General features: G+C 73.5%; 17 protein-coding genes. 8 read left to right on the top strand and 9 right to left on the bottom strand.

Annotation, left to right across the window (positions count from 1 at the left end; genetic code table 11):
* Positions 1 to 48: 48 nt before the first annotated feature.
* The 3 genes from ABTZ17_RS00185 to ABTZ17_RS00175 form a co-directional block, all read right to left on the bottom strand.
* Complete coding sequence (locus ABTZ17_RS00185; protein ID WP_352193217.1) at positions 49 to 660, bottom strand: dihydrofolate reductase family protein; 612 nt, start codon at positions 658 to 660, stop codon at positions 49 to 51.
* Between the two features lie 204 nt (positions 661 to 864).
* Positions 865 to 1,365, bottom strand: a complete 501-nt coding sequence (locus ABTZ17_RS00180; RefSeq protein WP_352193216.1) for an NUDIX domain-containing protein — start codon at positions 1,363 to 1,365, stop codon at positions 865 to 867.
* Between the two features lie 173 nt (positions 1,366 to 1,538).
* Complete coding sequence (locus ABTZ17_RS00175; RefSeq protein WP_352193215.1) at positions 1,539 to 2,297, bottom strand: SDR family NAD(P)-dependent oxidoreductase; 759 nt, start codon at positions 2,295 to 2,297, stop codon at positions 1,539 to 1,541.
* Positions 2,298 to 2,446: 149 nt separating this feature from the next.
* On the opposite strand from ABTZ17_RS00175, the gene ABTZ17_RS00170 reads away from it, so the two are divergent.
* The 6 genes from ABTZ17_RS00170 to ABTZ17_RS00145 all read left to right on the top strand — a co-directional run bounded on the left by ABTZ17_RS00170 (position 2,447) and on the right by ABTZ17_RS00145 (position 8,630).
* Positions 2,447 to 3,373: an AraC family transcriptional regulator gene (locus ABTZ17_RS00170; protein WP_352193214.1), complete on the top strand. Its 927-nt coding sequence runs from the start codon at positions 2,447 to 2,449 to the stop codon at positions 3,371 to 3,373.
* Between the two features lie 165 nt (positions 3,374 to 3,538).
* Positions 3,539 to 4,039, top strand: coding sequence for an SMI1/KNR4 family protein (locus ABTZ17_RS00165; RefSeq protein WP_352193213.1), 501 nt, complete (start codon positions 3,539 to 3,541; stop codon positions 4,037 to 4,039).
* A 51-nt stretch (positions 4,040 to 4,090) separates the two neighbouring features.
* Positions 4,091 to 4,477, top strand: a complete 387-nt coding sequence (locus ABTZ17_RS00160; RefSeq protein ID WP_352193212.1) for a hypothetical protein — start codon at positions 4,091 to 4,093, stop codon at positions 4,475 to 4,477.
* A 31-nt stretch (positions 4,478 to 4,508) separates the two neighbouring features.
* Positions 4,509 to 5,354 carry a helix-turn-helix transcriptional regulator gene (locus tag ABTZ17_RS00155; protein WP_352193211.1) on the top strand — a complete coding sequence of 282 codons (846 nt, stop codon included), beginning with the start codon at positions 4,509 to 4,511 and terminating at the stop codon, positions 5,352 to 5,354.
* Positions 5,355 to 5,403: 49 nt separating this feature from the next.
* Positions 5,404 to 6,021: a DUF3291 domain-containing protein gene (locus ABTZ17_RS00150; RefSeq protein WP_502994561.1), complete on the top strand. Its 618-nt coding sequence runs from the start codon at positions 5,404 to 5,406 to the stop codon at positions 6,019 to 6,021.
* Between the two features lie 470 nt (positions 6,022 to 6,491).
* Positions 6,492 to 8,630, top strand: a complete 2,139-nt coding sequence (locus tag ABTZ17_RS00145; RefSeq protein ID WP_352193210.1) for a D-alanyl-D-alanine carboxypeptidase family protein — start codon at positions 6,492 to 6,494, stop codon at positions 8,628 to 8,630.
* A gap of 84 nt (positions 8,631 to 8,714) precedes the next feature.
* Here the strand turns inward: ABTZ17_RS00145 and aroQ are convergent, their stop codons facing one another.
* From aroQ to ABTZ17_RS00130, 3 genes are all read right to left on the bottom strand, one after another.
* On the bottom strand, positions 8,715 to 9,329 hold the full coding sequence (gene aroQ / locus ABTZ17_RS00140; RefSeq protein WP_352193209.1) for a gamma subclass chorismate mutase AroQ: 615 nt from the start codon (positions 9,327 to 9,329) through the stop codon (positions 8,715 to 8,717).
* Between the two features lie 221 nt (positions 9,330 to 9,550).
* The gene (locus ABTZ17_RS00135; RefSeq protein WP_502994566.1) at positions 9,551 to 10,882 is read right to left on the bottom strand and encodes an MFS transporter; all 1,332 of its coding nucleotides are present in this window, start codon (positions 10,880 to 10,882) and stop codon (positions 9,551 to 9,553) included.
* Between the two features lie 651 nt (positions 10,883 to 11,533).
* The gene (locus ABTZ17_RS00130; RefSeq protein WP_352193208.1) at positions 11,534 to 12,949 is read right to left on the bottom strand and encodes an MFS transporter; all 1,416 of its coding nucleotides are present in this window, start codon (positions 12,947 to 12,949) and stop codon (positions 11,534 to 11,536) included.
* Between the two features lie 292 nt (positions 12,950 to 13,241).
* Between ABTZ17_RS00130 and ABTZ17_RS00125 the strand changes: the two genes are divergently transcribed.
* The gene (locus ABTZ17_RS00125) at positions 13,242 to 14,177 is read left to right on the top strand and encodes a LysR family transcriptional regulator (RefSeq protein WP_352193207.1); all 936 of its coding nucleotides are present in this window, start codon (positions 13,242 to 13,244) and stop codon (positions 14,175 to 14,177) included.
* Between the two features lie 42 nt (positions 14,178 to 14,219).
* Here ABTZ17_RS00125 and ABTZ17_RS00120 read toward each other — a convergent pair whose 3' ends face one another.
* Together ABTZ17_RS00120 and ABTZ17_RS00115 are read right to left on the bottom strand one after the other, a co-directional pair.
* On the bottom strand, positions 14,220 to 14,786 hold the full coding sequence (locus ABTZ17_RS00120) for a hypothetical protein (RefSeq protein WP_352193206.1): 567 nt from the start codon (positions 14,784 to 14,786) through the stop codon (positions 14,220 to 14,222).
* A complete protein-coding gene (locus tag ABTZ17_RS00115) occupies positions 14,783 to 15,505 on the bottom strand; it encodes a zinc metalloprotease (protein ID WP_352193205.1) in 723 nt (240 codons plus the stop codon). Before ABTZ17_RS00115 ends, ABTZ17_RS00120 begins: the two co-directional genes overlap by 4 nt.
* Positions 15,506 to 15,903: 398 nt before the next feature.
* On the opposite strand from ABTZ17_RS00115, the gene ABTZ17_RS00110 reads away from it, so the two are divergent.
* Positions 15,904 to 16,458 (top strand): YbaK/EbsC family protein, encoded by a 555-nt coding sequence (locus ABTZ17_RS00110; protein WP_352193303.1) that lies wholly within the window; start codon positions 15,904 to 15,906, stop codon positions 16,456 to 16,458.
* Between the two features lie 212 nt (positions 16,459 to 16,670).
* Here ABTZ17_RS00110 and ABTZ17_RS00105 read toward each other — a convergent pair whose 3' ends face one another.
* Entirely contained in the window at positions 16,671 to 17,411 is a 741-nt protein-coding gene (locus tag ABTZ17_RS00105) for a class I SAM-dependent methyltransferase (RefSeq protein ID WP_352193204.1), read from the bottom strand.
* Between the last annotated feature and the right edge of the window lie 273 nt (positions 17,412 to 17,684).

Here is a 17,684-nt window from a genome sequence, read left to right as displayed (position 1 = left end):
CTGCCCGCTCCGCCGTCCGCCTCGCGGACCGCTCCGCGACTTCCGAGGTCAGAGGTGGTTGCGGGCCTCCTCGTAACCGGCGTCGGCCGGGGCGGGGGCAGGGGCGTAGAAGAGGTTCAGGACCCCGGTGGTGAAGGTCTCCGAGGAGACCAGTTCCAGCGGCACCGGGCGTTCGGCCTCCTCGAAGAGGCGGTTGCCGTGGCCCAGCACGATCGGGTGCACGAGGAGGTGCAGTTCGTCCAGCAGCCCCGCGGCCAGCAGGCGGCGGACCACGGACACCGAACCGCTCACCCAGATCGGGGAGTCGGAGGTCGCCGCCGGGTCGTTCTTGAGGGCGGTCACCGCCTCAGTGAACTCCCCTTCGAGCTGGAAGGACTGCCGCCACGTGAAGGACAGCGGGCTGCGCGAGACCACGTACTTGCGGGCGTCCCCGAGCGATTTGGCGAAGGGGGCGTCCGGCCCGCCCGCCGCCTCGCGCTCCGGCCAGGCCCCCGCGAAGCTGTCGTACGTGCGGCGCCCGAGGAGCAGTGTGTCCGCCTGGCCCAGCGTGCTGTTGACGGCGACCCCCATCTCGTCGTTGTAGTACGGGAAGTGCCACTCGCCGGGCTCCTCCACCACTCCGTCGAGCGAGATGAACAGCTGTGCCTTGATCTTCCTCATGCCTGGCTCCGGGGTCTCCGAGGGGCGGTCGGTCGTCCGCACCATCCAAACGGACGATCCCTCCTAAAGCGGGCGTCGGCGCCCGGGCCGGGGCCGCGCTCCCCCGTCCGGGGGACCGCGTCGGCCGCTTGGCCTACCCGGTCACCCGGTCACCGAGTCACCCGGGCACCCGGTCACCGGGTCACCCGGGCCCCTCGGCCGTCATCAGGTCGGCGAGGGCAGTTCCAGGTAGGAGGCCGTGCCCGCGCGTCGGGCGGCCTCCACGGCCTCCAGGCGGGCGAAGGTCACCGGGCTCATCAGCCGCCGCCACTCCTCGACCGAGTGCACCGCCACCGCGTCGTGCTCGGCGGGGTCGAGGACGATGCCCGCGATCCGCTCCCGGGTCAGGACGCCCCCGTCGAAGATGAACCCGATGTGGTTCGCGGGCCAGCTCCGCCCCCGGTCCGCCAGGAACACCGAGGCCAGCAGCCGCGGTTCGCCCTCGAAGCGGATCCCGGTCTCCTCGGCGCACTCCCGCACCGCGCACTGCCAGGGCGACTCGCCCGGATCCATGTTGCCGCCGGGCCACTGCCACCGCTCGGCCCCGTACACGGCGCGCAGTTGGACGGGCCGTCCCTCGGGGTCGGTGAAGTAGAGGCAGGCGTAGGAGGTGGCCCGCGCGATCGTCTCCACGTACTGCTCGGGCGGCAGCCAGTTGCTCGTCACGGTCCCCAGGGCCTTCCTCCTCGGACTGCGGGCCGTCCCCCGCCGGTCGCACGCCGCCCCAGCATCACAGCCGCCACCGACCCCGCCAACCCCCCGCTCGCCTGCGGGCGGTGGCGGGGGGAGGGGCAGAGGGTGCCGGCGGGTGGGCGGCGGCACCCTCTGGCTCCCGCGTGTCAGAGGGCGTAGCCGCCGGAGACCTCGATGTTCTGCGCGGTGATCCACCGCCCGTCCTCCGACAACAGCGTGGCGATGACGGCGGCGACGTCCTCCGGTGCCCCGAGGCGGCCCAGGGCCGTCTTCGCGACGAGGGGCGGGACGAGCTCCGGGAAGCGGTCGAAGGCGTCACCGCCGAGGCGCGTCCGGGTCGGCCCGGGGGAGACGGTGTTGACGCGGATCCCGCGGGGGCTCAGCTCCTTGGCCAGGTACCGTCCCAGCACGTTGACGGCGCCCTTCAGCGAGGCGTAGGCGGAGTACCCCGGCTCCGGGGCCGCCGCCGTGGCGGAACTGCTGCTCGTGTGGACGACGGCCCCGCCGTCCGCCAAGAGCGGGAGGAGGGCCTGCGTCAGGAAGTACGGGCCCTTCAGCAGCACACCCGTCAGTCGGTCGAAGTCGTCCTCCGTGGTGTCCTCGAAGAGGGCCATGTGGGCGGCGCCCGCGTTGTTCACCAGGTGGTCGAAGGTGTCCCGGTCCCACACCTCGCGCAGCGCCGCGGCCACCGCATCGCGGAAGGCGGGGAACCCGGCCGTGTCGCCGAGGTCCAGGGGCAGGGCCACGGCCGTGCCGCCCTCCCTCTCGATCGCCGCCACCGTCTCCCGGCCGCCCTCGACGTTGGCGCCGTAGGTGAGGACGACCCCGGTGCCCCGCCGGGCGACCTCGATCGCCGTGCTGCGCCCGATGCCGGAGCTGGCCCCCGTGATGACCGCTACCTTCATGATGATCTCCTCCTGGATCCGCGACCGGTTCTCTCTTCCCTTCCATTCAAGGCTTTGACCTGCGCAGACAGTAGAACGATCCGACTCCTCGCTTGCACGATCCTCCCGAATGCGGGAAGGGGCGACGGCTCCCGTGCTGCAATGACGGCATGTCCCTGGACGAGATCCGCACCCTCCTGGACCGGCACGCCCGGTCCGCCCGACGGAACGGTCCCGACGGGACCACCCCCGTGGACGGGGTCCTCGTCTCCCGGGTCGACCGTTCGGATCCCCCCGCCCCGGCCACCTCCGGCACCGTCCTCGCACTGATCGCGCAGGGTTCCAAACGCCTCGTGCTGGGCGATCGGGTCCTCGCGTACGGGCCCGGCGAATACCTCGTCGCCTCCGTGGACCTTCCCGTCACCGGACAGTTCGTCGGGGCCACGCCCGAACATCCGGCTCTCGGCTTCGGCCTGACGCTGGATCCCTCCGACGTGGCCGCACTGCTGCTGCGTTCCGGTACGGGCCCCACTCCGCGCGCCACGGGCGGCCCCCCGCCCGGCATCGCCGTCAGCAGGGCCCCCGACGCCCTGCTCGACGCCGTGGTCCGACTGCTCCGGCTGCTGGACGAGCCCCGCGACCGGGACGTGCTCGCCCCCCTGGTCAAACAGGAGATCCTCTGGCGCCTGCTCACCGGCGAACAGGGGCGGGCGGTGCGCCAGCTCGGCCTGGCGGACAGCAGCCTCAGCCACGTCTCCCGGGCGGTGCAGTGGATCCGCGAGCACTACGCGGAGCCCTTCCGGGTCGAGGAACTGGCCCGCCGGACCGGCATGAGCCCCTCCGCCTTCTACCGCAACTTCCATGCCGTCACGGCCATGAGCCCCCTCCGCTTCCAGAAGCAGATCCGCCTCCGGCAGGCCCGCCTGCTGCTCGCCACCCACCCGCGCGACGTCACCGGCGTGGGCCACCGCGTCGGATACGACAGCCCCTCCCAGTTCAGCCGTGAGTACCGACGGCAGTTCGGCCTGCCCCCGAGCGAGGACGCCGCCCGCCTGTACGGGGCGGTGCGGGCCGCGGAGGACGCGGGGGAGAGTTGAGGGATCCGGGTCCGGGTCCGAATCCGGTGCCGGTGTCGGATTCGGGCAGGTCGGGCCGGTGGCCGCGATCTCAGGGTCTTCTCGGGGTCGGCGGGAGGGATCTCCGGGAGTTCTCGGGGTACGGGGATCTTCGGATCGTCGGTACGGCTCTCTAGGATGCGTGCTATGGCTGGTTTTGCTGAGGTGAAGAAGTCGTTCTGGGGCACGGGGCTTTACGGGAAGCAGGACCCGCTGACCGACGAAGCGGTGCTGGAGGCCGAGCGCGAGCTCGGGGTCCGCTTGCCGGGCTCACTGGTGGAGTTGCTGCGCGTGCGCAACGGCGGTGAGGTCGCGGACCGGTGGAACGCCTTCCCCACCGAAGTGCCGAACTCCTGGAGCGAGGACCACGTCCCGCTCGACGACCTGATGGGCATAGGTCGCGCCGAGGGCGGAGCCTCGGTCCTCGACTCGGCGCGGCTGGTCAGGGAGTGGCGGCTGCCCCGCCAACTGGTGCTGCTCTCCGGCGACGGCCACTGGTGGATCGCCCTCGACTACCGCGCATGCGGGGAGGGTGACGAGCCCTCCGTCACCTGGTTCGACACCGAGACCGTCAGCGAGGTGCCGCTGGCCAGGGACTTCCGTAGCTTCGTCGAGTCCCTGACGGCGGCGGAGTCCTTCGCGGTCTGACGGAGCGGGAATCGGACCGAGGCGGGTGTGGGCGTGAGTTCGGGGGTGGGTGTGCGTCGGACGCGGACGCGGACGAGGACGCGGAAGCTGGGGTTCGGGCTGTACGCGGACGAGGAGGGGCTGGAGTGGGTCCGGGGGCTCGTCGACGAGGTCGTGGGGCGACACGCGGCGGGCACGGTGCGGATCGTGCGGACCGAGGTCGTCCGGGAGTACCCGGGAAGCGGGCTGACGACGGCCGAGCTCCACGAGATGCTGGCCGAGCAGTGGGCCGTGGAACGGCCGGGAGTGGACGGCGGGGCCCGTGAACCCGTCGAGCTGCACGTCCGGCTGGAGTGCTCCCTGCGGAACTGGCACGCCGTCCGCAAAGGGCTGATCGCGGCCCTGTGCCCCGAGGGGAACGGACCGCACGCCTGCCGGGTGCCCTGGACTGCGCTCTAAAGGTCACGTGCGTTGTTTCTAGACTGTGCGGATGGAGGAAGCGAACGAAGAGCGTTCCGGACGGGACGGCCGCGCCCGTTCCGGGGCCGAAGGCGTCGGCGGCGCGGGTGGCCTCGGCGGTGTCGGTGGTGTCGGCGGTGCCGCTGACATCGAGGCGGTCGCCCTGCTGCACGATCCGGTCCGCAGCCGCCTGTACGCGTACGTGGTGGCCCAGGGGCGCGAGGTCGGTCGCAACGAAGCGGCCGAAGCCCTCGGCATCGCGCGGACGCTGGCCGCGCACCACCTGGACAAGCTGACCGCCGCCGGCCTGCTGGAAAGCGGCAGCCGCCGGCTGACGGGGCGTTCGGGGCCGGGGGCTGGTCGCCCCGCCAAGGTGTACGCGCGGGCTCGTACCGAACGGGCGGTGACCCTCCCCGCCCGCGACTACCGCACCGCCGCCGAACTGCTCGCGGAGGCGGCCGAGGAGGCCGGACTCGACGCCGAGCTCTGCGCCGCCGCGCGCCGCCGGGGCGAGGCCCTGCGCGGCGCGGCGCCCCCCTGCGCGGACCTCGCGGAGGCCGCCGACACGCTCGCGGCCCGCGGGTACGAGCCCCACACCGAACCTGCCGCCCCTGAGACGAAGAGTGGGGCCGGGGCCGGGGGCGAGGGCGGGAGGCCGGCCGACGAGGGCGCGATGGTGGTCCGGATGCGCAACTGCCCCTTCCACGCCGTGGCCGAGCGCTACCCGCCCCTCGTGTGCGGGATGAACCTCGCCTTGCTGGAAGGGCTCATCGGAACGGACGGTCCCCTCCGCGCGCGGATGGACGCCCGCCCGGGCGAGTGCTGCGTGGTGGTCGAGGAGGTTCCCGGGGGCGCCTCCGGTGGGGAACCACTCTAAAAACAATATTCATTGACATAGAAAACCAGCCCGTGCTGGGATGTGACCCATGACCGCATCCCCGCACGCCTCCGCCCTGCCCGCCGATGCCGATGCCACGGAAGACGCCGTCGCCGCCGACGGCCGCGAGCCCGCCGCCCACCTGGCCCAGATCAACGTGGCCACGCTCCGCTACCCGCTCGACGACCCCCGCATGAAGCCGTTCGTGGACCTCCTCGCACCCGTCAACGCCGCCGCCGACGGCACGCCCGGCTTCGTGTGGCGCCTCGCGGAGGAAGGGGAGACCGACGCGACGGGGATGCGTCCGGCCGGAGAGGACGTCATCGTCAACATGTCGATGTGGGAATCCCAGGAGGCGCTCTGGGACTTCACCTACCGCAGCGGGCACCTGGACGTGATGCGCCGCCGCCGCGAGTGGTTCGACCGTCACGTGGAGGCCCACCACCTCGTCCTGTGGTGGGTGCCCGCCGGATACGTACCGACCGTGCACGAGGCGCTGGAACGACTCGCGGAGCTGCGCGCCAACGGCCCCACCCCCCGCGCGTTCACCTTCGCCTCCGGGCACTCCGCCGCCGAAGCGGGGTACGGGACCGAGGGCGCGGCCGGCACCCCGAGTGGCGTCTCGGTGGACGCCCCCGACGGCATCGGGTCGCCGGCCGGAATATGACCGGTCGGTCACAAGATCCGATCGCGGGAACGACTGGGCGACCCCGGACATCCTTCCTTGCGACGGCGCCCTGATGCGGCGCCGTCGCACGCAACGGCAAGAAGGACTGGGCTGGGATGAACACGGAAGCGGTGACGGGCGGCTCCCCGAAGAGCACGGGACCGGAAGAGGCCACGGCCCCGACGGTCACGGACACCCCCGGGCGGACGGTCGAACGGGAACCGCACCCGGAGCCGGCGTCCGAACCGGCGCCCGAACCGGCGCCCGGCCCAGCATCGGAATCGGTGTCCGAGACGGAACCGGAATCCGCGTCGGGGTCCGAAGCCGCGTCGGAGTCCGGGTCGGTGTCCGACTCCGAGTCGGTGTCTGACTCCGCGACGGCTTCGGGGCCCGCGACGGCTTCGGGGTGCGCGACTGCTTCGGGGGCCGAGTCCGTACCGGTGTCGGATCCTCGGACGGCAGCGTCCCCCGTGCCCGCCTCCGCAGCCGGCCCGACGGCCGAGGAGTCCGAGGCTGACGCGGAGCCGGCGCCGCGCGCCTCGGTGCCCGATCCGCGCTCCGCGGTGCGGGCCGACACTCCCGCCGAGCCCGAGCAGGGTCACGACCCCGAGCAGGGCACCGAGCCCCGTGCCGCTGCCGTCACGGCCGAGTCCGGCTCCGGGTCGGAGGGCGATCCCGGATCCGGACCGGAACCGGCTCGGGAGCAGCGAACGGAGTCGGAACAGGTGCCCGTGCGTGAGCACGCGCCCGCGACGCTGAACCTGAAGAACGTCACGCGGACCACCCCGGCGGGCAGCGACCCGGTCGCTCCCGAGTCGGACCGCCGGGTCCCCTCCTGGGCGCGGCGCCCGGACTCCGGTACCGCCGATCCCGGGAAGTCCGTCGAGCCCTCCCCGCAGCCCGCCGCAGAGTCTTCCCCGTCGGCGTCGGCGTCGGTGCCGGCCTCAGCGCCGGCCGCAGCCGCGAACGAAGCCCTGACCGAAGTGCTGCCCGAGGTCCGCGAGCAGCAGCCGACCGCCGCCGGCGGCAAGCGCCCCGGCGCGGACCCGGGTACCGACTCCGCACCGGACCCCGCGGACGACCCCGAGCGCACCAGTACGTTCATCCCGCTCAAGGACCTCGACGCCCCGGCCGAGCGGACGGCGGTCCTTCCGCGCGTCCCCGTCCGCCCCGTCGGCACGGCCGCCGGGACCGCAGCCGCCCGCCCGCCCGCACCGGTACGCACTCCCACGCCCACTCCCAGGCCCACCCCGGCCGCGGCCCCGCAGGCACCGGCCGGCCCCCGCACCCCCGAGCAGGCGCAGGCCGAGCCCCTCGATCTGCTCGCGCAGTTGACCAACACCCCGGAGCCGCCGGAGACCCCGCGTCGGACCGCCGTGCGCCGGGTCAAGATCTGGACGCCGATCCTGCTGCTCGCCCTCGGGGCCGTGGCGGGGGCGCAGTTGCTGCGGCCGCTCCCCGACACCCGGCTCGTTGCGGCCGAGCAGACGCACGCCGTGCCCGGTGCGTTCTCCGTGCCGTGGCCCGCCGGCGGGCAGGGTGCCGTGCGGGTGCCCGGCTCCGGGACGATCAGCACCTTCGGGGAGCAGAAGCCGGTGCCGACGGCGAGCGTCGCGAAGGTCATGACGGCCTACGTGCTGCTCAAGGGCCACCCGCTCCGCAAGGGCCAGGACGGCCCCGGCATCGAGGTCGACGCGAAGACCGTGGCCGACGGCAAGTCCGAGCACGAGTCCCGCATCGAGGGCCTCACCGAGGGCAGTACGTACAGCCAGCTGGACATGCTCAAGATGTTGATGATCCCCTCCGGGAACAACGTCGCCCGACTGTTGGCCCGGTGGGACAGCGGCGGCTCGGAGGCGGAGTTCGTGCGGAAGATGAACGCCGCCGCGGCGGAGCTGGGCATGAAGGACACCAAGTACACGGATCCCAGCGGCCTGGACGCGGGTACGGTCAGCACGGCCGTGGACCAGCTCAAGCTGGCCGAGGCGGTGATGAAGAACGAGGTGTTCCGTTCGGTGGTGCTGCTGCCCGACGCCGAGATCAAGAACCTCTCCCAGCGGCTCATCAACAACAACAGCCTGCTCAGCGCTCCCGAGCTGAGCGTCCGCGGGATCAAGACGGGGTCGAGCACCCCGGCCGGTGGCGCGTTGATGTGGGCGGGTTACAAGTCCGTGGGCGACGAGACGCCGATGATCCTGGGCGCGTTGATGGAGCAGCGCGCGGAGGGCTCCGACCCGAACGCGACCCGGAGCCTGGCCCTGGTGCTGGAGAACAGCAAGAAGGTCATCGAGGCGGTCCGCGGCGCGCTGGGCTCGGCGCGGGTGGTCCGCAAGGGCCAGACGGTCGGCTACGTGGACGACGGCCTCGGCGGCCGCACCCCGCTGGTGGCGACGAAGAACCTCGACGCCATCGGGACGCCCGGCCAGAAGCTCCGTCTGACGCTCGGGTCCAAGGACAAGGCGGGCGCGGTACCGCACGAGGCTCCTGCGGGCACCGAGATCGGCGTGCTGACGGCGGGGGAGGGCGCGGGCGCGAAGAGCGTCCCGGTGGCGGTCGGCACTGCCCTGTCCGAGCCCTCCTTCACCACCCGCCTCACGCGGCTCGGCTGATCGCCCCGCCGGATCGGGCCGTCCGTTCTTCTTCTCTTTCCTCCGCCCCCGACTGCTCCGGCAGTCGGGGGCGGCGGCCGTTCGTCAGCACGACGGTGAGGGGGAGGGGGAGGGGGACGGGGAGGAGGGAGGGGAGGGGAGTGGTACGAGTGCGTGGGGGTGAGCGTGAGCGTGGGCGTGGGTGAGGGCTCGGGTGAGGGCGGTGCGGTGGGTGGGGTCCAGGGCGAGGGTGGTGGAGACGCGCGCGTGTTGACGGGCCAGCTCGGCCCCGCCGAGGGGTGCGGTGAGGTGGGGGAGCGCCGTGGCCAGGGCGTGGAGGAGGCGGGCGTCCAGAGAGTCCAGGTGCGGGCGGAGGAGTGTCAGGTCGGGACGGTGTCGGGGTCGCTCGGCGGGGTGGGCGCGCCAGCGTGCGTGCAGGGCGTGTTGGACGAGCTTGGCCGCGTCCATCTGGTCCTGGGCGAAGCGTCGGGCGAGGGCGGGGCTCAGGCCGCGGCAGGCCGCCCGGGCCCGCGCGGCGGCCAGGATCTGCCGTTCGCGTACCGGGTCCTCGACGGGCCGGTCCGTTCCCCACTTGGCCGCCGCCACCTCCCGGGCCGAGAGCAATCGCTCGGCGGAGAGCCGGACGAGGGCGTGCACGGCGATGCGGGCCGCGGTGCCGGGGGTGGTGCTCGGGGTGGCGGCGGTGTGGGTGGCGGCCATGGCAGCTCCCTGGGGCGGGGACGCGGGGCGAGGGGTGGGCTGTGACACGTGATGCTCTGGTGCCACCTGTCATCGATGACACTGCAATGGCAGACCCACCGCACGGAACGTAACTCCCCCTGATCCGGGGCCGCCACCTCCAGATTGCCGAACCGGGGCGGCGTGACGAGGGCCCCGGTCCGTACCGGCTCACCTGCTCACCGGCTCAGCGACTCACTGGCTCAGCGGCTCAACTCGCTCTCGGGGTGCCCTGCTTGAGGTGCGGGCAGATGGTCCGCGCCCGGTTTGCGGTCCGCCTCCGAGAGGGGTGTGTCGCGGGTCTCCCGCATCGTCAGGTACACCACCAGCGAGACCGCCGCGCACCCGGCGACGTACCAGGAGTAGCCCGACTCGATCCCGCGGTCCTTGAACCACAGGGCGACGTACTCGGCGGTGCCGCCGAACAACGCGTTGGCCAGGGCATACGGCAGGGCCACGCCCAGGGCCCGGACCCTGGTCGGGAAGAGCTCGGCCTTCACCACCGCGTTGATGGAGGTGTATCCGGTGACGATGACCAGCGCGGTCAGGGACAGCAGCAGCGCCCCCGCGAAGCCGTCGGCCCGGGACAGGGCCGCCAGCAGGGGCACCGTGCCGAACGTGCCCCCGATGCCGAAGGCGATGAGCAGGGGGCGGCGCCCGATCCGGTCGGAGAGGGCTCCCGCGAGGGGTTGCAGCAACATGAACACGGTCAGCGCGCAGAAGCTGACCAGGGCCGCGTCGTCCTTGCTGAGTCCGGCGGTGTTCGACAGGTACTTGGTCAGGTACGTGGTGTACGTGTAGTAGGCGACGGTACCGCCCATGGTCAGGGCCATCACGAGGGCGAACTCCCGGCGGTGGCGCAGCAACAGCCGCAGCGAGCCCCGCGCCTCGTCGCGGTCCTCGTCGGAGACCTCCGTGTACGCCTCCGTCTCGGCGAGGTTGCGGCGCAGCCAGAAGACGACGGCCGCCCCCACCGCGCCGATCACGAACGGGATGCGCCAGCCGTAGGAGTGCAGGGCCGCCGCCCCCATCGTGTGCTGGAGCAGGATCTGCAGGCCCAGTCCGAGCAACTGGCCCAGGGTCATCGAGACGTACTGGAAGCTGGCGACGAATCCGCGCCGTCCCGGTGCGGACGCCTCCGTGAGGTAGGTGGCACTGGCCGCGTACTCCCCGCCGACCGAGAGCCCCTGGAGCAGGCGGGCCAGCAGCAGGACGCCGGCGCCCGCGTACCCGGCCGTCGCGTAGGTGGGGGCGCAGGCGATGAGCAGGGCGCTCGCGGACATCAGGGTCACGCTGAGGGTCAGCGCGGCCTTGCGGCCGCGGCGGTCGGCGTACCCGCCGAGCAGCCAGCCGCCGAGCGGGCGCATGAAGAAGCCCACGGCGAAGATGCCGGCGGTGTTGAGCAGCTGGGAGGTGGGATCGCCGTGGGGGAAGAAGGAGGCCGCGAAGTACGTGGCGAAGCTGGCGTAGACGAACCAGTCGTACCACTCCACCAGGTTGCCGACGGAGCCGCCGATCACCGCCCGCCACGGCACGCCGTCGCCTCCGGCGGCGGTGCGGCCGGTGCGGACGGTGGCGCCGTCGGCCGTGCGGCGGGCGGTGGGGTCGGGTGCACGGTCCGGTTCGTGTGCGGGGTCGGGCCGGGGTTCGAGGGAGGAAGGGGGCACGAGGGGGGTCCTCCTGGAAGTGCGGTGGGGCCGATCGGAGCCGGGGCTCGGGCATGGCGTACCACAGCGGAAGGGCGGTCCGGCCCGACCGTTGTCCCGAATCGGCCTGATCCGTCCGCCTGTTCGGTACCGGTGTGAGTGGGTTTCGGGGCGGCGGGAGACCGGGCGCGGTGCGCTGCGCGGTCGCGGAATCGGTCGAGGAACCAGCCGGGAAAGGCGTGCGGCAGGGGCGCGGGAAGGGCGCTGAAAGTGCGGGGGAGGCGCGCGGGGACGGGCCTGAGGACGGGCCCGGGGGCGGGCACGGGGAAGGGGCACGCACCGCATCGGGTCGCCGGGCCGGCCGTCCCGGCCCCCGTCGGCTTGAAGCGGTCGGTGCCGGATCAGGTCGGTCTGCGGTGGACTCGTGGACTCGCGGACCCGCGGACCTGCTGACTCGCGCACTCGTGGGCTCCGGGTGGGTGGTGGCGAGACCACTGCGTTCCGTCGCCGGCGCTCCTCGACTGCTGTCCCGGGCCCTGGTCATCGTCGGCCGGGGCGCTCGTCCGCGGGCCGTGCCCGTCGGCGCGGCGCTGCCGGTGAGCCGGGTCCGGGACGAGCACCCGAGCGAAACCGTCGCACGGCGCGCGTGAGGGGTACGGCGCGCGTGAAGGGGACGGCGATCAGGAGGAGACCCGTGACGGTGAGGGCGGGGCGGGGGCCGGTGGCCGTGGCGAGGAGGCCCACCACGGTGGTGCACACGGCCACGGCGACTCGTTGGCCGATGGCCCAGGCCGCCAGGGTACGGGCGAGGAGGTGGTCGGGGGTGTGGTCGAGGCGGTAGGTGGCCAGGACCGGCGCGTACATACTCATGCTGACCACGACGGCGAGTTCCACGACCATCACCGTGACCAGCCCGGCCGTACCCGGCCCGATGAATCCGAGCCCGACCGGCCACAGGACGCGCACGGCCCCGGCGGTCCGCAGCACCCGGTCCCGCCCGTACCGGTCCACGGCCGCACGGGCCAGCCGCGACCCCAGGAGCCCGCCGAGACAGGGCACGGCGAAGGCCAGGCCGTACTGCCAGGCGGGGAAGCCGAGCTCGCGGAGCAGCAGGACCGACAGCAGCGGTTCGGTGGCCATGACCAGGCCGGTGACCAGCAGGTTGTCCACGTACAGGGCGCGCAGCCCGCGGTGGCCGGCGAGGTGCCGCCAGCCGTCGAGCAGCCCGCCCGCGCGCACCCGATCCGGCTCACGAGGCTCCGCGCGACCGGTCCCCCGCGCCTCCGCCCCGTCTCCTGTCCGTTCCCGCTCCCGCTCCCGCTCCCGCTCTCGCTCCCGGACGCGAACGCGGGCGCGGACGGAGGTGAAGCGCGGGAACGGGCCCGAGGGCGCGGGCCGGCGCGGGAACGTGGGCGCGCGTCGCGTCCTCGGTCCGAGGCCCCGCCGGGGAGAGCCGAGGCAGAGGGCGGAGAGGAGGTGGCTCAGGGCGTCCGCCGCGATGGGCACCACCGGACCGAAGGCCCCGGTGGCCGCGCCGCCCAGGGGCGGGCCGATCGCCAGCGAGCTCCAGTTCGTGGACTCCAGGCGGGCGTTGGCCACGAGCCGGTCCTCCGGCCGGACGAGAGCCTTCAGGTAGGCCCCGGCCGCCGCCCCCGAGGCGATCCGAGCGGCCGCCACCACCACCGCCGTACCCAGGAGTTGGGCGTACGAGAGGACCCCGAGCAGGTGGGCCGCGGGCACGGCTCCGAGGGCCGCGCACCGCACCAGGTCCGTGACGACCATGACCCGGCGCTTGGGGCGGACCTCCACCCACGGTCCGAGCGGCAACGCCAGCAGCGCCCCCACGGCCGGCCCCACGGCCGCCAAGGCGGAGACCTCGGCGGGGCCGGCGTCCAGCACGAGGACGGCGATCAGCGACAGCGCCCCGAAACCGAGCCCCGACCCGTAGGCGCTCACCGCGTACGCCGCCCACAGCCGCCCGAACCCCGGGGACGCCCACCCCTCACCGCCCCCCGACTCCGACCCCGACCCCGGCGTCGGACCCGCCCCTCGCCCGCTCACCGGCCACCACTCACACCATCGCTCCGCCAGTCCACAAGGTTTCGTTGATGCATGGGAGCCAACCGTGAGAGGTCATGGCCGGTCAAACAACTACACTCGTGCCGATCCACAACCCTTGGTTGTGTGGCAAGGTCGGACGGTCGCCATGTCGAACCGCCAGTGAGCAGAGCTGCGGAAGGTGGATCCGATGGACCTCGAAGGGGTGCGCACGTTCGTCGCCGTCGCCGCGGCCGGCCGGTTCCAGCCCGCCGCCGACGAGCTGGGCGTCACCCAGCAGGCCGTCTCGAAACGGATCGCGGCCCTGGAGCGCGCGCTCGGAGTGCGTCTCCTCGACCGCGCCCCGCGCGGCGCCTCGCTCACCATCGACGGCCGTGCCTTCCTGCCGCACGCCCACGAGCTGGTGCGGGTCGCCGAGCGGGCCGCGGCGGCCGTGCGCCCCGGCAGCCGACCGCTGCGCGTGGACGTGATCAACCTGCGCGGCGCCGGCTCGGGGCTGATGCGGGAGTTCCACCGCACGCACCCCGCGGTGGAACTCGACGTGGTGAACCTCCTCGACATCGGGGCGGCCGTGGCCGCCCTCCGCACCGGGGAGATCGACGCCACCTTCCGCGCCGTCACCGCCCCCGGACGCCCCCTGCCCGCGGACGTCCTCTCGGCCCGGGTGCTCGACGAGCCGCTCCGGCTGCTCACCGGACCCGGCCACGCGCTGGCGGCGGCCCGCTCCGTGACCCTCGACGAGCTGGCCGGTCACCGCATCTGGATGCCCGGAATCGCCCCCGGCACCGAATGGGGCGCCTACTACGAGGCACTGGCGGACCGCTTCGGACTCACCGTCGAGGCCACCGGACCCAACTTCGGCTCCGACGCCCTCCTCGACACCATCGCCGACACCCCCGCCCTGGCCACCTTCATGGGCGAGCACACCCGCCTCATCTGGCCCGAGGGCCACGGCCTGCGGCTCGTGCCCGTGGTCGGTCCCGTGCCGGTGTACCCGCACTCCCTCCTCTGGCACCGTGACAACCCGCACCCCGCGCTGGCCGCGCTGCGCGCCCACCTCGCCGCCACCGTGCCGGAGCACTCCGCGCCCGGCACGTGGACCCCGGAGTGGACCGCCCCGCGCTGAGCCCGGGCTCCGCCGGTGTCGGGGCTCCGCCGGTGTCGTGGCTCAGCCCGTGCCCGTGGTGTCCTCGCAGTCGGGCTGTTCCTGGCGGGCGGCGACCGCCCGCCGCCAGTGCCCGGCCAGCTCCTCGCGGTCCTCGGCGGGGGCGACGGTACGGGAGAACATCACGTACCCGTCGCCGTAACTGCCGCCCAGATGGAAACCGACCACGTACTGCCGGTCCGGCACCAGGGTGGCCTGGGCGGGATCCGGCGCGGGGGCCGGCACGGGCTCGGGCTCGGGGGCGGTCGAGGCGGGGGCCGCCTCGGAGCTCTGACCGAGCACGAGATCGGCCGCCGTACCGCCCTTGAGGACCCGGTCCACGTGGACCCGGTACAACTGCACCCCGCCGGGGAGCTCCGGTTCCTCCTCCAGGTAGGCCTCCCGGCCCGTCACGGTGACCACGGCCAACTGCTCGTTGTTCGTGGCGACGTACTCGTCCCGGGAGGTGTCGGCGGCGCACAGCGAGTGGACGGTGAGGGCGTCCGCGGGGCCGGACAGCGCCGCGTACGAGACGGCCCCGCAGGTCAGGACGGTGGCGGTGGCCACGACGGCGACGATCGGACGTTTCATTGCGAGCCCCACAGTGTGCGGTAGTTGGCCTTGTCGGTGTCCGGGACCCAGGTCACCGGGGTGCTCGGGGCCGCCTTCCACATCAGCGAGACGACGGTGGTGGCCTTGTGGCACAGCCCCAGCGCGTGCCCGATCTCGTGGAGGGCGACGAACCGGCGGAAGTCGCGGGTGTCGTACGGCCTGGCGTTCAGCTTCTGCCGGTTGAAGCGCACCCGGTCCGTGGCCCCGAAGGCGGGCCGCCACTGGTACGAACCCAGCGGGGCGTTGGCGGAGGTGCCGCCGTTGTAGTCGACGAAGGCGAGGTCGTCCGAGGTGACGGCGGTGTCGGGCAGGATCGCGATCCGCGCGCCGCGGTACGACCAGCCCTCGGCCGAGACCGCGAACGCGCGGGCGTCGTCGTAGACGGTCCCGTCGGACCAGCGGATCTCGCCCTCGTCCACGGAGTTGTTCCGGGTACGGCTCTCCGGTCCCTCACCGGACACGCAGGGCGCCGGTGCCGCCGCCGAGGACGGCTCCGGACCCGGCCGGGCCTGGGCCGGGGCGGGGAGTGCCAGCACCGCCGCGGCCGCGGCGGCCGCCGCGAAGGGCAGCGTTCTCGTGCTCAGGGACCGGGGGACGGGCGCGTGCTGCGGGATCGACTTCCGTACGGCCACGGCCACGGCCACGGTCGGGGATGTGGTCGTGGTCGAGGTCGCGGGTCCGCGTGCGGGAGGTGTCACAGGGCACTCCTTCCGGTTTCCTTGTTCCGGCGGGCGGTCTCCACGGCCGCCGGAACGGCTCCGGCCCGGCCCGGGTACGTCGCCCGTCGCATCGGCGGGCGTCGCAGGTCCGGGCAGTGAGGGACCGTACTCCGTCCGGGCGGGGGCCCGCGGAAGCAGGAACGGTCCTTCCGGGAACATGGCCGAAACCCGGCAGGAACCGGGACAGACCGCGGCAGGTGCCTGGGATTCGTGGCATTGCGCTGTGACATTGCCCCGTGACGCGTGACATTGCGGTGTGACCTGTCATGCGGGAGGAGCGGCCGCCGGCACCCGTCGCACGCCCCGCATCCGACCGGAGGGGTCCGGATGGTGGAAGGAGGCCCGGGGAGAGGTCGGGACAGGGCAGCATGATCGCCATGCAGCCGCCCTTCGACGTCTTCACGGATCCCGCCCCCGCCCCCGAGCGCCTCGACGCGCTCGTCGCTCCGGTCGCCGCCGCGTTCCGCACCTGGACCGGCCCGGTCCCCGCGTCCGCCGTGGTGTACGTGGACACCGATCCGGCGGTCGCCGACACCGCGGCCTTCGTGGACCGCTACGGACAGGGCCTGTTGGCGGCCTCCGCGAACTGCGTGGTCGTCGCCGCCAAGCGCGGCGGGGAGGTCTCGTACGCCGCCTGCCTGGTGCCCTCGGCGGCCCGCGCGGACGTCAACGGGGTCGTCCGCCGCCGGCTCGGGGCCCGCAAGGTGTCCTTCGCGCCGATGGACACCGCCGTGGGGCTCACCGGTATGGAGTACGGGGGCATCACGCCCGTCGGCCTGCCCTCGGACTGGCCGCTGCTCGTGGACGCGTCCCTGTCCGGGATCCCGTACGTCCTCGTCGGCAGTGGCCGCCGCACCGGCAAACTCATCCTCCCCGGCGGGGCGTTCGGCCAGCTCCCGAGCGCCGAACTCGTGCCCGACCTCGCCTCCTGACCCCCACCCGCCCCGCCGCGTACCCGCACCGGAGCGGGTGGGCCCGGCCCGAACGGGGCCGGATCCGCATCCCCCGAACGGCTCAACGGCGGAGGCCCCGCACCGGCCGGCACCGGCCCGCACCCGCTCGTGTGCGGGCGTGCGTGCGGGGGCGGGTGCGGGGCGGGTGCGGGGCCCGGGGGTCCGTGGCGCGTACCGGTGCCGGTGGGGGTTCAGGCGCGGCAGCGGAGGAGGGTGAGGGCGGGGTTGGCGTGCCAGTCGGCCCAGTACTCCTCGCCGTGTTCGCGGACCCCGGCCTCGGAGATCCGCATCGGCACCCAGCTCACCTCCGAGAACCCCGCCTTGGTGAGGGAGTCCTCGAAGACTTGGCGGCTGGGCGGGTTCGCGACGAAGGAGATCGGCGGGTCCAGCAGCGCGGTCACCTCGATCCGCGGGCCGATCTCGGTGGCCTCGCCGGCGGGGACGCAGGTGAACCCGTACTTGGCCAGGGAGGGCCCGTCGAAGCGGAAGTCGGGGTCCAGGGTGAAGAGGAAGAAGTCGGCGCCGGGTGCGAGGCTGCGGTGCACCACGGCCAGCAGCCGCTCGACCTCCGCCACGTCCCGCGCGTAGTTGAACGCCTGGACGGCCACCGCGAGGTCGAAGGGCTCGTCGAAGTGGGGCAGCGCGCCGATGTCGCCGATCTCGTAGTCGATGCCGAGGGGTTCCGCCTCCTCCAGGGCGCGGGCGGCACCGATCATCTCGCCGGAGATGTCCACGCCGAAGACGCGGGCGGCGCCGCGACGCTTCAGCTCGCGGCTGTAGAAGCCGGTCCCGCAGGCGAGGTCGAGTACGGACGCGCCCGTCACGTCCCCGACGAGCGCGAGGAAGGCGGGCACCTCCCCGTAGCGGGTCAGCGGAAGGGTCTTGAAGCCCTCGAACGCCTCGCCGATGCCGTCGTACAGCTGGTCTCCCATGATCTCTCTCCCCGTGCCGGTGCCGTCGACTCCCTGGCGGGTCGCGGCTTCTGACGGGGAGTCTCCCCATCCCGCCAGGAAGATCCGTACTGGTGGAACGTACGAAGAGTCGAGGTCGGTGAGTACGTATCGACCGACAGGGCGGGACCCTGACCGGTGACTTCGCGCAGGTCAGGGGCCGCCGCTCGGACCGGCGCGGTCGGCTGCGAGGTGCAGCTTGTTGCACGCGGCCGGTTCCGGAAGCTGAGCGCCCCGAGGGGGCGGGTCGGGCCC

Origin of the sequence: Streptomyces sp. NPDC097619 (assembly GCF_040302735.1) — a bacterium.
In the GTDB taxonomy this organism is placed as follows: domain Bacteria; phylum Actinomycetota; class Actinomycetes; order Streptomycetales; family Streptomycetaceae; genus Streptomyces.
The sequence above is the reverse complement of the archived record's forward strand: the minus strand, read 5'-3'. Positions and strand labels throughout refer to the sequence as shown.

Coding starts and splice junctions, on each gene's coding strand:
- ABTZ17_RS00185 (WP_352193217.1), bottom strand. CDS start 660: ATGAGGAAGATCAAGGCACAGCTGTTCATCTCGCTCGACGGAGTGGTG.
- ABTZ17_RS00125 (WP_352193207.1), top strand. CDS start 13,242: ATGGACCTCGAAGGGGTGCGCACGTTCGTCGCCGTCGCCGCGGCCGGC.
- aroQ (WP_352193209.1), bottom strand. CDS start 9,329: ATGGCCGCCACCCACACCGCCGCCACCCCGAGCACCACCCCCGGCACC.
- ABTZ17_RS00170 (WP_352193214.1), top strand. CDS start 2,447: ATGTCCCTGGACGAGATCCGCACCCTCCTGGACCGGCACGCCCGGTCC.
- ABTZ17_RS00175 (WP_352193215.1), bottom strand. CDS start 2,297: ATGAAGGTAGCGGTCATCACGGGGGCCAGCTCCGGCATCGGGCGCAGC.
- ABTZ17_RS00165 (WP_352193213.1), top strand. CDS start 3,539: ATGGCTGGTTTTGCTGAGGTGAAGAAGTCGTTCTGGGGCACGGGGCTT.
- ABTZ17_RS00155 (WP_352193211.1), top strand. CDS start 4,509: ATGGAGGAAGCGAACGAAGAGCGTTCCGGACGGGACGGCCGCGCCCGT.
- ABTZ17_RS00105 (WP_352193204.1), bottom strand. CDS start 17,411: ATGGGAGACCAGCTGTACGACGGCATCGGCGAGGCGTTCGAGGGCTTC.
- ABTZ17_RS00150 (WP_502994561.1), top strand. CDS start 5,404: ATGACCGCATCCCCGCACGCCTCCGCCCTGCCCGCCGATGCCGATGCC.
- ABTZ17_RS00120 (WP_352193206.1), bottom strand. CDS start 14,786: ATGAAACGTCCGATCGTCGCCGTCGTGGCCACCGCCACCGTCCTGACC.
- ABTZ17_RS00110 (WP_352193303.1), top strand. CDS start 15,904: ATGCAGCCGCCCTTCGACGTCTTCACGGATCCCGCCCCCGCCCCCGAG.